General features: G+C 71.7%; 13 protein-coding genes. 8 read left to right on the forward strand and 5 right to left on the reverse strand.

The genetic code is table 11. The features are described 5' to 3' along the window. The first annotated feature begins 7 nt into the window (after positions 1 to 7). Together ABD327_RS09575 and ABD327_RS09580 are read left to right on the forward strand one after the other, a co-directional pair. The gene (locus ABD327_RS09575) at positions 8 to 616 is read left to right on the forward strand and encodes a TetR/AcrR family transcriptional regulator (protein WP_344449898.1); all 609 of its coding nucleotides are present in this window, start codon (positions 8 to 10) and stop codon (positions 614 to 616) included. Between the two features lie 8 nt (positions 617 to 624). Continuing rightward, a complete protein-coding gene (locus tag ABD327_RS09580) occupies positions 625 to 1,299 on the forward strand; it encodes a DUF4245 domain-containing protein (protein ID WP_344449899.1) in 675 nt (224 codons plus the stop codon). Positions 1,300 to 1,318: 19 nt separating this feature from the next. Here ABD327_RS09580 and ABD327_RS09585 read toward each other — a convergent pair whose 3' ends face one another. Then, entirely contained in the window at positions 1,319 to 1,537 is a 219-nt protein-coding gene (locus ABD327_RS09585) for an exodeoxyribonuclease VII small subunit (RefSeq protein ID WP_344449900.1), read from the reverse strand. Between the two features lie 192 nt (positions 1,538 to 1,729). Between ABD327_RS09585 and xseA the strand changes: the two genes are divergently transcribed. Both xseA and ABD327_RS09595 read left to right on the forward strand, forming a co-directional pair. Then, entirely contained in the window at positions 1,730 to 2,926 is a 1,197-nt protein-coding gene (xseA, locus tag ABD327_RS09590; protein ID WP_344449901.1) for an exodeoxyribonuclease VII large subunit, read from the forward strand. A 65-nt stretch (positions 2,927 to 2,991) separates the two neighbouring features. After that, positions 2,992 to 4,176, forward strand: coding sequence for an MFS transporter (locus tag ABD327_RS09595; protein ID WP_344449902.1), 1,185 nt, complete (start codon positions 2,992 to 2,994; stop codon positions 4,174 to 4,176). Here ABD327_RS09595 and pdxR read toward each other — a convergent pair. After that, the gene (gene pdxR, locus ABD327_RS09600; RefSeq protein ID WP_344449903.1) at positions 4,154 to 5,497 is read right to left on the reverse strand and encodes a MocR-like pyridoxine biosynthesis transcription factor PdxR; all 1,344 of its coding nucleotides are present in this window, start codon (positions 5,495 to 5,497) and stop codon (positions 4,154 to 4,156) included. The two genes, ABD327_RS09595 and pdxR, sit on opposite strands and share 23 nt — an antisense overlap. Before the next feature lie 69 nt (positions 5,498 to 5,566). Between pdxR and ABD327_RS09605 the strand changes: the two genes are divergently transcribed. The 4 genes from ABD327_RS09605 to ABD327_RS09620 all read left to right on the forward strand — a co-directional run bounded on the left by ABD327_RS09605 (position 5,567) and on the right by ABD327_RS09620 (position 11,196). Beyond that, entirely contained in the window at positions 5,567 to 6,526 is a 960-nt protein-coding gene (locus tag ABD327_RS09605) for a DMT family transporter (RefSeq protein ID WP_344449904.1), read from the forward strand. A 24-nt stretch (positions 6,527 to 6,550) separates the two neighbouring features. After that, entirely contained in the window at positions 6,551 to 8,203 is a 1,653-nt protein-coding gene (locus ABD327_RS09610; RefSeq protein WP_344449905.1) for a fumarate hydratase, read from the forward strand. A 164-nt stretch (positions 8,204 to 8,367) separates the two neighbouring features. Beyond that, positions 8,368 to 9,693 carry a serine/threonine-protein kinase gene (locus tag ABD327_RS09615; protein WP_344449906.1) on the forward strand — a complete coding sequence of 442 codons (1,326 nt, stop codon included), beginning with the start codon at positions 8,368 to 8,370 and terminating at the stop codon, positions 9,691 to 9,693. Between the two features lie 66 nt (positions 9,694 to 9,759). Next, on the forward strand, positions 9,760 to 11,196 hold the full coding sequence (locus ABD327_RS09620; protein WP_344449907.1) for a class II fumarate hydratase: 1,437 nt from the start codon (positions 9,760 to 9,762) through the stop codon (positions 11,194 to 11,196). A gap of 9 nt (positions 11,197 to 11,205) precedes the next feature. On the opposite strand, the gene ABD327_RS09625 is transcribed toward ABD327_RS09620, so the two are convergent. The 3 genes from ABD327_RS09625 to ABD327_RS09635 form a co-directional block, all read right to left on the reverse strand. Further along, positions 11,206 to 11,886, reverse strand: a complete 681-nt coding sequence (locus ABD327_RS09625; RefSeq protein WP_344449908.1) for an aggregation-promoting factor C-terminal-like domain-containing protein — start codon at positions 11,884 to 11,886, stop codon at positions 11,206 to 11,208. 309 nt (positions 11,887 to 12,195) lie between these two features. Continuing rightward, positions 12,196 to 12,537 (reverse strand): aggregation-promoting factor C-terminal-like domain-containing protein, encoded by a 342-nt coding sequence (locus ABD327_RS09630; RefSeq protein WP_344449909.1) that lies wholly within the window; start codon positions 12,535 to 12,537, stop codon positions 12,196 to 12,198. Between the two features lie 518 nt (positions 12,538 to 13,055). Beyond that, the gene (locus ABD327_RS09635) at positions 13,056 to 13,829 is read right to left on the reverse strand and encodes an aggregation-promoting factor C-terminal-like domain-containing protein (protein ID WP_344449910.1); all 774 of its coding nucleotides are present in this window, start codon (positions 13,827 to 13,829) and stop codon (positions 13,056 to 13,058) included. Between the last annotated feature and the right edge of the window lie 76 nt (positions 13,830 to 13,905).

Below are 13,905 nucleotides of genomic sequence, written 5' to 3' on the forward strand. Positions count from 1 at the left end.
GACGTTCATGAGCAGCGAGATCGAGGAGACCTCCACCAGGGTCTCCGAACGGGGCCAGGCCACCCGGGGCGCCCTGTTGCGCGCGGCCAGGGAAGTGTTCTGCGAACAGGGCTTCGCCCAGGCCGCCGTTACCGACATCGTGGCCCGAGCCGGGGCCAGTGTCGGCAGTCTTTACCACCATTTCAACGGCAAAGCCGACTTGTATCTGACGCTGTTCGAGGAATTCCAGGGACGCCAGCAGGAACGCACCCGCGAAGCCATCCACCAGATCAGAGAGAACGGCGACAACGATCCCAAGAACCAGTTTCTGGCCGGGGCCGCCGCCTATCTCGAGGGATCGGTGTCCGAACGGGAGCTGTCCCGCCTCTTCATCTCCGGGGACGGCCCGCCCGGCTTCGACCGGATCATGCGGGAGCGGCTGAACAAGTGGGCCCGCCGCAACGCGGCGCTGTTCCACTCCAAGGCGGGCGGCTTCAACGAGCCCCTGGTCATTGTGCTCACCGGCGCGATGATCAGCGCGGTCGACGTCGTCTCCGCGGGTGAGGACAGGGAACGTTCACGTATCTTGGCGGAGAACATCATCAAGGTGCTCGCCACCATCCAGCCAGTCGAATGACCGGGACCGTGGGAACCATTCAAGACACCGACCAGACCGGCCCGGCGGAGGGCGGCTCCGCCCCCGGCCCCAAGCGGGAGACCAGGACGGTCACCGAGGGCACGCTCAAGCGCTACCTGTCGGGGCCCGGGCAGTTCGTGCTGGCCATCGGCGCCTGCCTGGCGCTGATCCTGGCGGTCTTCCTCATCACCCCGGCCGAGGACGACAAGCCGCTCCCCAGGACGATCGACTACACCTGGAACGCCAAGGAGTTCGCCCGCAAGGCGCCCTACCAGGCCTACGCCCCCGCCGGGCTGCCCGCGCCGTGGGCCGCCACCGCCAGCCGCCTCACCGGCACCAACGCCACGGCGAAGGAGGCCGCGAAGGGCACGGTGGCCTGGCACCTCGTCCTGGTCGCCCCGTCCCAGCGCTACGCCGCCTTCGAACAGAGCAACGAGAACCCCGACGGGCCGAAGGGCTTCGTCGCGCGGATGACCAACGTGCCCAAGTCCACGCCTGAGAACGCGGAGGGACGGCAGACCGCGGGCGGCGCCGAGTGGGAGCGGTACTACCAGCGGGACAAGAAGCAGTACTCGCTGGTCCGCAGGCTCCCCGACAGCACGATCGTGCTCACCGGCACCGCCTCCTACGACGAGCTGGCGGTCCTGGCGGGCTCCCTGGTCGCGCAGCCGAAGAACGGCTGAACCGGCCGGACGCGCCCTCTCAGAAGGGTGCCTCGTCCCGGCCCGGCTGCGGCGCCATCACGGCGGCCAGCCGGGCCCTCGCGCCCTCCAGCCACTCCTCGCAGATGCCCGCGAGCCTCTCCCCGCGCTCCCACAACGCCAGGGACTCCTCCAGCGCGAGCCCCCCGGCCTCCAGCCGCTTCACCACTTCCGCGAGCTCGTCCCTGGCCTTCTCGTACGAGAGCGTCTCCTCCGACATACCGCCAGCGTAACGCCCCCGGGCGAACGACCGCAGCGAAGCGAGGATCGGTCGACCGGACACGCGGGGGGCCGGGGGTCGCCCCCCGGATGAGAAACACGAACGACCGCAGCGAAGCGAGGATCGGTCGACCGGACACGGGGGCCTGGGGGTCGCCCCCCGGATCAGGAGCACCGCGCTAATCTCGCGGGCATGGCTTTGCAGACCTCGGCGGACTCGCCTGTGCCCGTGCGGACCGTGCTCCAGCTGGTGGGCGGTTGGATCGGGCGGCTCGGACGGGTCTGGGTCGAGGGACAGATCACCGAGCTGAACCGGCGCGGCGGGACCGTCTACCTGACGTTGCGGGATCCGGCGGCCAACATGTCGGTGCGGGTCGTGGGCGCGCGGGGGGTGTTCGACAACCCGGCCGTCGTCGACGGGGCGCGGGTGGTGGTGCACGCCAAGCCCGACTTCTACATCAACCGCGGGTCGTTCTCGCTGACCGCCGTCGAGGTGCGGGCGGTCGGGATCGGGGAGCTGCTGGCCAGGCTGGAGCAGCTGAAGCGGACCCTCGCCGCGGAGGGCCTGTTCCGGCCCGAGCGCAAGAGGCCGCTGCCGTTCCTGCCGGGGACCGTCGGGCTGATCTGCGGCCGGGACTCCGCGGCCGAACGGGACGTGCTGGAGAACGCCCGGCGGCGCTGGCCCGCGGTGTCCTTCAAGGTGGAGCCGGTGGCCGTCCAGGGCTCCTACGCGGTCGGCGAGGTCGTCGAGGCGCTGCGGAGGCTGGACGCCGACCCCGAGGTCGAGGTCATCGTCGTCACCCGGGGCGGCGGGTCGCTGGAGGACCTGCTGCCGTTCTCCGACGAGACGATGGTCAGGGCGGTGGCCGCGGCCCGCACCCCGGTGGTCTCGGCGATCGGCCACGAGCAGGACAGTCCTCTGCTCGACCTGGTCGCCGACCACCGCGCGTCCACCCCGACGGACGCCGCGAAGCGCGTCGTCCCGGACGTCCGCGAGCAGGTCGCGCTCATCGGCCAGCTGCGGGACCGGGGGCGCCGCGCGGTCACCGGCCGGATCGAGCGGGAGCGGACGTGGCTGTCCTCCGTCCGCTCCCGTCCGGCGCTGGCCGACCCGGTGCGCGAGGTCGAGCGCAAGCACGAGCAGGTGCTGACGGCGCGGGACAGGGCGCGCAGGGCGCTGAGCGCGGCGCTGGACCGCGCCGGGGACCAGCTCGTCCACACGGGAGCCCGGCTGACCGCGCTCTCCCCCGCGGCGACCCTGGAGCGCGGGTACGCGATCGTCCAGCGGCCCGACGGCGCGGTCGTGCGCAGCGCGGAGGAACTGGAGACCGGTGACGAGCTGGTGGTCAGGCTGCCCGACGGAAAGCGGAATGTCACGGTTGAGAAGTGACTCTTGACCCGAATCCGGCTGGTCCATAGCCTTCCGTGAACCTTTCTCACCTCCGGGAGCGAGCCATGCGGGATCGGCAGGCCAGACTCGCCACCTACGCGGCCTTCGCAATCCAGGGTCTGTCCTTCGCCTCGCTCGTCACCCGCGTCCCCCACATCCAGGACGTGCACGGTCTCAGCGACGCCGACCTGGCGATAGTGCTGCTGCTCGTCCCGGTCATCGCGGGCGTGGGCAGCTTCCTGTCCGGCCTCGCCTTCCAGCGCTTCGGCAGCGCCCCCGTGCTGCGGATCGGGCAGCCCGCCGTCGCCCTGTCCATCGCCCTCATCGGCCTGACCGGCGGCGAGCTCCTCCCCCTGTACCTGTACGTCGCGCTGTTCGGCCTGGCCGTCGGCGCGGTCGACGCCTCGATGAACGCCCAGGCCGTCGCCGTCGAACGCCGCGAGGGCAAGAGCGTCATCTCCGGCTTCTACGCGGTGTGGAGCGCCGCCGGCATCCTCGGCGGGCTGTGGGCGTCCCTGGCGGGCCGCCTCGAGCTGTCGCTGTACGCCGGGTTCGTCGTTCCCGCGCTCCTGGGCCTCGGAGGCTCCCTCGTCCTCGGGTCGTTCCTCTACAAGAGGCACGAGGAGGGCTCCGGGCCGTCCGCCGAGGAGCTCAAGGCCGCGGGCAGGCTCGTCCCGTGGAAGCCGGTCGCCCTGGTCGGCGTCGCGATGGCCTGCTTCTACATCGCGGACGCGGCCATCTCCAACTACAGCGCCAAGTACCTCCAGGACGAGCTGGGCTCCTCCGCCACGGTGGCCCCCCTGGCCTACGTCGCCTACCAGGTCGCCATGGTCCTCAGCCGGGGCGTGGCCGACTTCGGCGTCCGGCGGTGGGGCCCGGTGAGCATCGTCCGCGCCGGGGCCGTGGTGGGCTTCGCGGGCATGGCCGGGGTCGTCGCCGCGCCCAACGCGGGCCTGGCCATCGCCGCCGTCACCGTCATGGGCCTGGGCGTCTGCGTCGTGGCGCCCATCGCCTTCGCCGCCGCGGACCGGGTGGACTCCACCGGCCTGGGCATCGCGGTCTCCCGCGTCAACCTCTTCAACTACGTGGGATTCGTGCTCGGCGCCGCCATCATCGGCGCCTTCGCGCCCGCCGAGGGGGAGAGCGACCTGCGGACGGCCTTCATGATCCCGACCGTGCTCATCCTCGTCATCTTCGCGCTCGCCCCCTCGTTCGCGCCCAAGCGGATCACGAGCCCGGCAGCCGCCTGACCGCCTCGGCCAGCCGGGCCACGGCCTCGGCCAGGCGCTGCTCGTTGAGTCCCGCGTAGCCGACGACCAGGCCGTCCCGTCCCGAGGTGTGCACGAGCACGCCCCTCTCGGCGGCGGCCTCGGCCAGGCCCCGGACCGGGCGGGGCAGGCGCAGGTACAGGTGCAGGCCCGCGGAGATCCCGTGGATCCCGGCCTCCGGCAGGTGCTCGGCCAGCGCCGCGACCAGCGCGTCCCGGCGTGCCCGGTACACCCGGCGCATGCGGCGCAGCTGCCGGTCGTAGCCGCCGGACGCCAGGAAGCGGGCCAGGGCGTGCTGCTCGACCGCCGGGGAGCCCAGGTCGGTGTCGGCGCGGTGGCGGGCGACCCGCACGGCGAGCGCGGGCGGGGCGACCAGCCAGCCGAGCCGCAGCCCCGGGGCCAGGGCCTTGCTCACCGAGCCGAGCAGGACCGTCCGGTCCGGGGCCAGCCCCTGCAGGCAGCCCACCGGGTCCCGGTCGTAGCGGAACTCCGCGTCGTAGTCGTCCTCCAGCAGCAGGCCGCCGGTGGCCTCGGCCCAGGCGACGAGCGAGGCCCTGCGGCGGGACGACAGCACGACCCCGGTCGGGAACTGGTGGGCCGGGGTGAGCAGCACGGCCTTCGCCCCGGACCGCGCCAGCGCGTCGACGTCCATGCCCTCCTCGTCCACGGGCACCCTGAGCAGCGGCACCCCCGTCGCCTCGAGCAGGGACATCTGCCGTTCGGAGAGGGGGTCCTCCAGCGCGAGCGACACCCCCGCCAGCCGGACCACCGACGACAGCCCGTGCGCGACCCCGCCGGTGACCACGACCTGGTCCGGGGTCGCGACGGCGGCGCGCACCCGGCCCAGGTAGCCGGCGAGCTCCTCGCGCAGCGCGGGCACCCCCGCGGGATCCGGGTAGGCGAAGTCCGCGTGCTCCATGCCGTCCAGTGCCTGTTTGAGCGCCGCCGCCCACTGCGTGCGGGGAAAGGCCGACAGGTCGGGTGTGCCCGGGCGCAGGTCGTACTCGGCCGACGGCTCCGCCCGCCGGGACCGGGGCACGGCGGGCCCGGCGGACGCGGGCAGCCGCGCGACCCGGGTGCCGTCGCCGGAGCGGGAGGCGAGCAGGCCCTCGGCCGTCAGCTGCTCGTAGGCGGCGACCACCACGCCCCGGGAGACGTCCAGGTCCCGGGAGAGCGCGCGGGTGGCGGGGAGGCGGGTGGCGGGCGGCAGCCGTCCGCTCCGCACGGCCTCGCGCAGCCGGGCGGCAAGCTGGACGGCCAGCCTCCCGGCCGAACGGTCCAGGTCGAGGTGGAGGTCGGACATCAATGGTCCTTTTTTTCTTCGTCTGAATGGATCTGTTTCGCAGACCAATGGGTTTCTACCTTCTCATCCATGGACCTGGCGACGAAGCCCGCGAGAACCGCGGGCACGACAGAAGCGGACACGACCGGCGCGGCCGGCCCCGGAAGCCTCCGGGGCACGGCCGGAGCGGCCGTCTCGATGACCCTCATCGGCACCCTCATGGCGGTGTCCGCGGTGATCGGGGACTATCCGGTGTTCACCGGGCAGGCGCTCCGCTACGGGCTGGCCGCGCTGATCCTGCTCCCGCTCGTCCTGCGCTCCCCGGTGCGGCCGCGGGGCCTCCGCGAGTGGTCCCTGCTGACCGCCCTCGCCGCCACCGGGCTCGCGGGCTTCAACTACTGCCTGGTCGAGGCGTCCCGCTCGGCGGATCCGGCCACCGTGGGCGCCGTCGTCGGCGCCACTCCCGCGGTCATGGCGATCGTGGCGCCCCTGGCCGCACGGCGGCGCCCGTCCGGACGGATCCTCGCCGCCGGCCTCGTGGTGGCGGCCGGGGCCGTGCTGGCCAACGGGCCGGGCGGCGACGGCGATCTCAGGGGGACGCTGTTCTCCCTCGGCGCGCTGGCCGGGGAGGTCCTCTTCACCCTGCTGGCGGTGCCTCTGCTGCCGAGGCTCGGCCCGCTGCGGGTCTCGGCCTACAGCGTCGCCCTCGCCGTACCGCTCCTGGCGGCGGCCGGCCTGGTCGCGGGCGAGCGCCCCCGCCTCCCCTCCCCCGCGGAGGGGGCGGGCTTCCTCTACCTCGGCGTGGTCATCACCGCGCTGGCCTTCCTCGTGTGGTTCGACGCCCTGGGCAGGCTCGGCCCCGACCGGGCCGTGCTGTTCGCCGGGCTCGTCCCGGTCTCGGCGGCCGGAACGGGCCTGCTGCTCGGGCTCGGCACGCCCTCTCCCCTCCAGCTCGCCGGGTGCCTGCTGGTGGCGTTGGGCCTGACCTGTGGCGTAAAGCTCCGGGAGCGAAGGTCTACCCTGGGGGCGGCCCGAAGCCGGGTTCTCTGAAATTTTCACAGTGCGAGGGATGGAATGCCTGAGTTCGCCTACACCGACCTGCTACCTCTCGGCAAGGACACCGAGACCGAGTACCGGCTGCTCACCACCGAGGGAGTCTCCACGGTCGAGGCGGCGGGGCGGACCTTCCTCCAGGTGGAGCCCGAGGCGCTGCGCCTGCTCACCGAGACGGCCCTGCGCGACATCTCCCACCTGCTGCGCCCGGCTCACCTCGCCCAGCTCCGCAAGATCCTCGACGACCCGGAGGCCTCGCCCAACGACCGGTTCGTCGCCCTGGACCTGCTGAAGAACGCCGGCATCGCCTCCGGCGGCGTCCTGCCGATGTGCCAGGACACCGGCACCGCGATCGTCATGGGCAAGCGCGGCCAGAACGTGCTGACCGACGGACGGGACGAGGCGCACATCTCCCGGGGCGTCTACGACGCCTACACGAAGCTGAATCTGCGCTACTCCCAGATGGCCCCGGTGACCATGTGGGAGGAGAAGAACACCGGCACCAACCTCCCGGCCCAGGTCGAGCTGTACGCCACGGACGGCGACGAGTACAAGTTCCTGTTCATGGCCAAGGGCGGCGGCAGCGCCAACAAGTCCTTCCTGTACCAGGAGACCAAGGCCGTCCTGAACCCCAAGCGCATGCTCTCCTTCCTGGAGGAGAAGATCCGCAGCCTGGGCACCGCGGCCTGCCCGCCCTACCACCTGGCGATCGTCGTCGGCGGCACCTCCGCCGAGTACGCGATGAAGACCGCCAAGTACGCCTCCGCGCACTACCTGGACCACATGCCGACCGAGGGCTCGACCGACGGCCACGGCTTCCGCGACCTGGAGCTGGAGCAGCAGGTCTTCGAGCTCACCCAGAAGCTCGGCATCGGCGCCCAGTTCGGCGGCAAGTACTTCTGCCACGACGTCCGCGTGATCCGCCTGCCCCGGCACGGCGCGTCCTGCCCGGTGGCCATCGCGGTATCCTGCTCGGCCGACCGGCAGGTGCTCGCGAAGATCACCGCGGAGGGCGTCTTCCTGGAGAAGCTGGAGACCGACCCGGCCCGCTTCCTGCCCGACACCACCGACGACCAGCTGGACGATGAGGTCGTCAAGATCGACCTCAACCGTCCGATGGCCGACATCCTGGCCGAGCTGACCCGCTACCCGGTCAAGACCCGCCTGTCCCTGACCGGACCGCTGGTGGTGGCCCGCGACATCGCCCACGCCAAGATCAAGGAGCGGCTGGACGCGGGCGAGGGCATGCCGCAGTACCTGAAGGACCACGCCGTCTACTACGCCGGCCCGGCCAAGACCCCCGAGGGCTACGCCTCGGGCTCCTTCGGCCCGACCACGGCCGGCCGCATGGACTCCTACGTCGAGGAGTTCCAGGCCGCGGGCGGCTCCCTCGTCATGCTCGCCAAGGGCAACCGCTCCCAGCAGGTCACCGACGCGTGCGCCGCGCACGGCGGCTTCTACCTCGGCTCCATCGGCGGCCCCGCCGCCCGGCTCGCCCAGGACTGCATCAAGAAGGTGGAGGTCCTGGAGTACCCCGAGCTCGGCATGGAGGCCGTCTGGAAGATCGAGGTCGAGGACTTCCCCGCCTTCATCGTCGTCGACGACAAGGGCGAGGACTTCTTCAGCGAAGGCCGGAAGGTGACGTTCATGCCCACCGTTCCGGCGCGCGGATAGGGCCTCGGCGCCGCGGTTCACCGGACGCGGAAGTGGGGCGGGCGTTGGCCCGCTCCACTCACCGCGACCGGCTCCGTGTTTGGCGGCGAGTGAGCAAGAAAGCGTTATATCTAGACATTGCATCCGGTGTCTGACAAGCCTCTTGCTCCTGTATCTTTGCCCGCATGACTCAGACGGAGCACTTCGTTCTGGCGAAGCGTTACCGCCTGCTCCATGCACTCGGACACGGGGCGATGGGCACGGTGTGGCGCGCCCACGACGAGCTGCTGGAACGCGATGTCGCGATCAAGGAGATCCGGTTCCCCGCGGAGCTGGACGAGAACGACCGCGTCGTGTTCTACCGACGCACTCTGCGCGAGGCCCGCGCCCCCGCCCGGGTCCGGCACAAGTCGATCATCGAGGTCTACGACGTCGTCCAGGAGCACGCGCGGCCCTGGATCGTCATGGAGCTCATCGAGGCGCCGACCCTCGAGCAGCACATCAAGGAGCACGGGCCGCTGCGCCCCGACGAGGCCGCCGCCCTCGGACGCCAGCTGGTCGACGCCCTCGACGAGGCCCACGCGGCGGGCGTCCTGCACCGCGACATCAAGCCGAGCAACGTGCTGCTGGCCCCCGGGCGGGTCGTGCTGACCGACTTCGGGCTCGCCGTCACCAACGGCTCGTCCACCATCACCAAGGTCGGCACCTTCGTGGGCTCGCCCGCCTACGTCGCGCCCGAGGTGGCGCGCGGGGAGAAGGCGACCCCCGAGTCCGACCTGTGGTCGCTCGGAGCGACGCTCTACTGCGCGGTCGAGGGGCGTCCCCCGTTCGACCACGAGAACGTCATGGCGACGCTGTCGGCCGTCCTCACCGAGGACCCGGCGGCCTCCCAGCGCGCCGGAGACCTCGGCCCGATCATCAACGGTCTGCTGCAGCGCAACCCCAAGCGGCGGCTCAGCCACTCCCGGCTGGCCGAGCGCCTGGAGCGCGCCGCGACGCCCAAGCGCAGCGCGTCGGCCAGCATCCCGCCGGAGGGCGCGGGCTCGATGTCCTACTCGGGGCTGCCGAGCCGGCGCAGCGGCGCGCACCGGGCCAAGCAGGGCTCGGGCGGCAGGGTGCCCTCGTACCTGCTGTTCGGGCTTCCGACCGCCGGGATCGTCGTGCTGGCCATCGCGCTGTTCGCGCTGCTCGGCGACGGCGGGTCGGAGGAGACGCCCGCCACCGCCGCCCCCACGTCCGAGGCGTCCACCCCGCTCAGCGCGGACGCCGACGTGGTGGTGATCAAGGCGCAGGGCGGCCGGTGCAAGCTCACCACGGTGGTCGGGCGCGAGGGCGGCGCGGCCGGCGTGGTCAACAACGTGACCATGAGCGACGGCCAGAGCGCCCGGTACAACTCCGTCCCGATGGACCTGACGGTCAGCGACGGCCAGGTCTGCCAGGTGACGATCAACGGTGAGCTCCAGCCGTCCGAGGCCGGCGAGCAGACCTACCGCGACATCGAGCGCGAGTGACCGGCAGAACACCCCTGCCTTCGTCGAATAAGGAATAAACCGCCCTGCCCGGGACATGTCCTGAACATGGATGACTCTCGGGCAGGCGGCTTCCGTGTCGAACACGACTCCATGGGCGAGGTCCGGGTACCGGCCGAGGCCAGGTGGCGGGCCCAGACCCAGCGGGCCGTGGAGAACTTCCCCATCTCCGGCCAGCGGCTCTCCCGCGCCCACATCCGGGCGCTGGCGCTGATCAAGTCGGCCGCGGCGGCGGTCAACGCCGAACTGGGCGTGCTGGAACCCGACCTGGCCGACGCCATCGCCTGGGCCGCCGGACGGGTCGCCGACGGCGAGTGGGACGAGCACTTCCCCGTCGACGTCTTCCAGACGGGCTCGGGCACCTCCTCGAACATGAACGCCAACGAAGTGATCGCCACCCTGGCCGAGGAGAGGCTGGGCCGCCCGGTCCACCCCAACGACCACGTGAACGCCTCCCAGTCGTCCAACGACGTCTTCCCCTCCTCCATCCACCTGGCCGCCACCGAGGCCGTGGTGACCTCGCTGATCCCGTCGCTGGCGCACCTGGCCGTCGCGCTGGAGCGCAAGTCCGAGGAGTTCGCCACGGTGGTGAAGGCGGGCCGCACGCACCTCATGGACGCCACCCCGGTGACCCTCGGGCAGGAGTTCGGCGGGTACGCCGCGCAGGTCCGGTACGGGATCGAGCGGCTGGAGGCGGTGCTGCCCCGGCTCGGTGAACTGGCCTTGGGCGGAACGGCGGTGGGCACCGGGGTGAACACCCCGCCCGGCTTCGGGGGGCGGGTCTCGGCGCTGCTGGCCGAGCGTACGGGGCTGCCGGTGCGCGAGGCCAGGAACCACTTCGAGGCGCAGAGCGCCCAGGACTCCCTGGTGGAGACGAGCGGGGCGCTGCGCACCGTCGCGGTCGGCCTGAACAAGATCGCCAACGATCTGCGCTGGATGGGGTCGGGGCCCCGGGCCGGCCTGGCCGAGCTGCGGCTGCCGGACCTGCAGCCGGGTTCGTCCATCATGCCGGGCAAGGTGAACCCGGTGCTGCCCGAGGCGGTCGCCATGGTCGCCGCCCAGGTGGTGGGCAACGACGCGGCGATCGCGTTCGGCGGGGCGTCCGGCTCGTTCGAGCTGAACGTCCAGCTGCCGATGCTCGCCCGCAACCTGCTGGAGTCCGTCTCACTGCTGTCCAACGTCACCCGCCTGCTCGCCGACCGCTGCGTCGACGGGCTGGAGGCGGACGTCGAGCGCTGCCTCGAGTACGCCGAGGGCTCCCCGTCCATCGTCACGCCGCTCAACCGGCACGTGGGTTACGAGGAGGCCGCCGTCATCGCCAAGCAGGCTCTGGCGCAGCGCCGGACGATCCGCGACGTCGTCCTGGAGCGCGGCCATGTGGAGAGCGGCGCCCTGTCCCTGGAGGAACTGGACGCCGCTCTCGACGTGCTGCGGATGACCGGCCACCGGAAGGCCGAGACGCCTCTGGACGGGGCCGGAGGCTAGGAAGCCGGGTCAGTACCAGCCGGAGGCCCCGAAGTGCGCCCAGGCCCCGCAGGGAGTCCCGTAGCGCCCCTTGATGTAGCGCAGGCCCCACTTGATCTGGGTCTCGGGGTTGGTGCGCCAGTCCGCGGAGATCCCGCCCATCTTCGAGCCGGGCAGGGCCTGCGGGATTCCGTGCGCCCCGGAGCTGGGATTGCGGGCCAGGTGGTTCCAGCCGCTCTCCCTGGACCACAGCCGCTCCAGGCACCGCCACTGCCGGCGGCCGTCCCAGCCGAAGTCGGCGGCGAGGTCCAGGCCGATCTGCTTGTTGCGCTCGACCCGGGACGCGGACCTGAGCTTCCGGCTCTGCCGGGACAGCTTCACCGACTTCACCGCTTTCACCGCTTTCACCGACTCAACGGTCTTCACGGCCTTCTTCAGCGTCCGAAGCTTCTGTACCTTCTGGATCACCTGGGCCTCCGGGGCCTTCCCCGGCCGGGCGAGCCGGTGGACCTCCGCCGTGCGCCCCACCCGGTGGACCCGGTGGATCCGGTGGATCTGGGGCACCGTGCCTGCCGCGGCGTCGAGCCCGGACGGCCGGCTCACGGCGTCCGACTCCGCCGCGGCGGGGGCGGACCACAGCCCGGTCGCGGCCAGGGCGGCGACGGCCGCGACCGGCAGGCGGCTGATCCAAGACGGGCATGTTCCGATCAAGATGCTTCCTTCGTCGATCGCGGCACCGACCGTGCCGCAGGCGGTTCCGCCCCGTAGGCGTGACCCGCGCGGCGGGATGCCGCGCGGGTGGCCGGACGCCTGCTCCTGGAAGAGGCCCGCGCGGACGCGGGTCTCCGGGGCTCTGGTGGGGCGCGGGATCTTCCGCGTCCCACTCACCATGCGAGGTGACACGGCAGGTACCGTCACCGCGAAACCAGCGGATCGATCATGGAAACCACTCATCGGAACCGGGATTTGCCCGTGTCCCGGGCACGTCCTGACCGGACGGCCGCGGCCTTGACCGCGGGATCAGTACCAGTTGCGGGAAAGGAAGTGCGCCCAGGCCCCGCAAGGCGTCCCGTAACGTCCCTTGATGTAGCGCAGACCCCATTTGATCTGGGTCTTCGGATTAGTCCGCCAATCACTGCCCGCGGAACTCATCTTCGACGCGGGCAGCGCCTGCGGAATCCCCCCGGCCCCCGAGGAGGAGTTGTAGGCCCGGTGGTTCCAGTTGCTCTCCTTGGTCCACAGCTTCGCCAGGCACCGGTACTGCCGGTCGGACATGCCCCTCTTTTTGAGCATCTTCCGGGCGATGGCCTTGTTGCGCTGCTTGGCGGAGAGCCTCTTCTTCTGGACCGTCTTCGTGCTCACCGTCTGTACCGAGGCGGTCGAGACCCTCGACGCGCTGTCCGCCGTTTCGGTCCCAGCGTGGGCGGTAGTGCCCGTCACCGCCGATGCGAGACCGAAAGTCAGACCCGTCACCGTTGTAACGAGTGCCGTGCGCATTCCGATAGATGAAGTAGATCGCTTAGGCCGGTTTTGGGGGGCCTGGGGGGAGATGTGCTCGAACATGGGGGATCCTTTCTCCGGCCGGACGCCGATCACGTCTCGGACAGGGGCACCCCGGGCAGAGCCGTCGCGAAAGGGCGACGATCGGGCTCCGGGAGGAGAGCGCGCGAAGGCGCGCGGGCGCGGGCGGACTGCCCGCTCATCCGGGGTGGACGCGGCGAGGGAGGCGAGGGCCTCTCGGGACTGCTCACCGCTTATGGGGTTGTGAGCCCGCTCCGGTGCGGGCGAAACGTGCCGCCTTGGGGGGACGGCGGAGGCGACACCTGCGTCGCCTCACCGGGCAGGGGGGCCCGGAGACTGGGGAGGTACCGGCCGCCGGCCTAGTACCAGTGGTTGGCCTGGAAGTGCGACCAGGCGCCGCACGGGGTCGAGTAGCGGCCCTTGACGTAGCCGAGGCCCCACTTGATCTGGGTGGCCGCGTCCGTCCGCCACTTCGGCCCGGCGCTGGCCATCTTCGTGCCGGGGTTGGCCTGGGGGATGCCGTAGGGGCCGTCCACGCGACCGGCGGTGGTGCGCCAGCCGCTCTCGCGGTTCCACAGCTGGTACAGGCAGTCGAACTGCTCGTTCGCCTTCCAGCCGAACTGCGGCAGCATGGACTTGGCGATCGCCTGCGCCGTACCGGGCTTCACCGGCGGACCCGCGGGGACCTCGGCCTCCGCGGACTCGGTGGGCTCGGGGGTCGGCCCCTTCTTCAGGGTGGGCGAGGGGGCCTTGTCCTTCCGCGCGGCGGTGACGGCGCGCTTCCGGAGATCCTTGCGCTGCCGTTCGGCCTCGATCTTCGGATCGACCGTCTCCAGCGGCTGGGTGTCGACCGGGACCTGCCGGGTCGGCTCGACGACGCTGGCGGCGCTGAGCGAGTCCTTCTCCGGGGTGGATCCGCCGGAGAGGAGGGTGAACACCGAGGCCCCCACCACCACGACCAGCGTGGTGACGGCTCCCGCCACGAAGAGCGGGCTCGGCTTCGGCTGGGCGCGGGAGTCGAGGTCCAGCCGTTCCGGCCTTCCCTCCGCGGCGCCGCCCGCGACCTTGATGTCCGGGTGCGGACTGTGCGGACCCGCTGGTTCCCAAGCCTTGGGCGGTGCTTCGATCGGCACGCTCTGGCTCCTTTCCAGCGAATTGGTCCGGCCTCTCACACTTCCGGGGGAAACCATGCCGCAGAGTCGGGGGTGC

The sequence above is a fragment of the Actinocorallia aurantiaca genome (genome assembly GCF_039533685.1).
GTDB lineage: Bacteria > Actinomycetota > Actinomycetes > Streptosporangiales > Streptosporangiaceae > Actinocorallia > Actinocorallia aurantiaca.

What these genes read in the sequence shown, in the direction of transcription:
- ABD327_RS09575 (WP_344449898.1), top strand. Translation starts at nt 8, where the DNA reads ATGAGCAGCGAGATCGAGGAGACCTCCACCAGGGTCTCCGAACGGGGC.
- ABD327_RS09585 (WP_344449900.1), bottom strand. Translation starts at nt 1,537, where the DNA reads ATGTCGGAGGAGACGCTCTCGTACGAGAAGGCCAGGGACGAGCTCGCG.
- xseA (WP_344449901.1), top strand. Translation starts at nt 1,730, where the DNA reads ATGGCTTTGCAGACCTCGGCGGACTCGCCTGTGCCCGTGCGGACCGTG.
- ABD327_RS09595 (WP_344449902.1), top strand. Translation starts at nt 2,992, where the DNA reads ATGCGGGATCGGCAGGCCAGACTCGCCACCTACGCGGCCTTCGCAATC.
- pdxR (WP_344449903.1), bottom strand. Translation starts at nt 5,497, where the DNA reads ATGTCCGACCTCCACCTCGACCTGGACCGTTCGGCCGGGAGGCTGGCC.
- ABD327_RS09605 (WP_344449904.1), top strand. Translation starts at nt 5,567, where the DNA reads ATGGACCTGGCGACGAAGCCCGCGAGAACCGCGGGCACGACAGAAGCG.
- ABD327_RS09610 (WP_344449905.1), top strand. Translation starts at nt 6,551, where the DNA reads ATGCCTGAGTTCGCCTACACCGACCTGCTACCTCTCGGCAAGGACACC.
- ABD327_RS09615 (WP_344449906.1), top strand. Translation starts at nt 8,368, where the DNA reads ATGACTCAGACGGAGCACTTCGTTCTGGCGAAGCGTTACCGCCTGCTC.
- ABD327_RS09620 (WP_344449907.1), top strand. Translation starts at nt 9,760, where the DNA reads ATGGATGACTCTCGGGCAGGCGGCTTCCGTGTCGAACACGACTCCATG.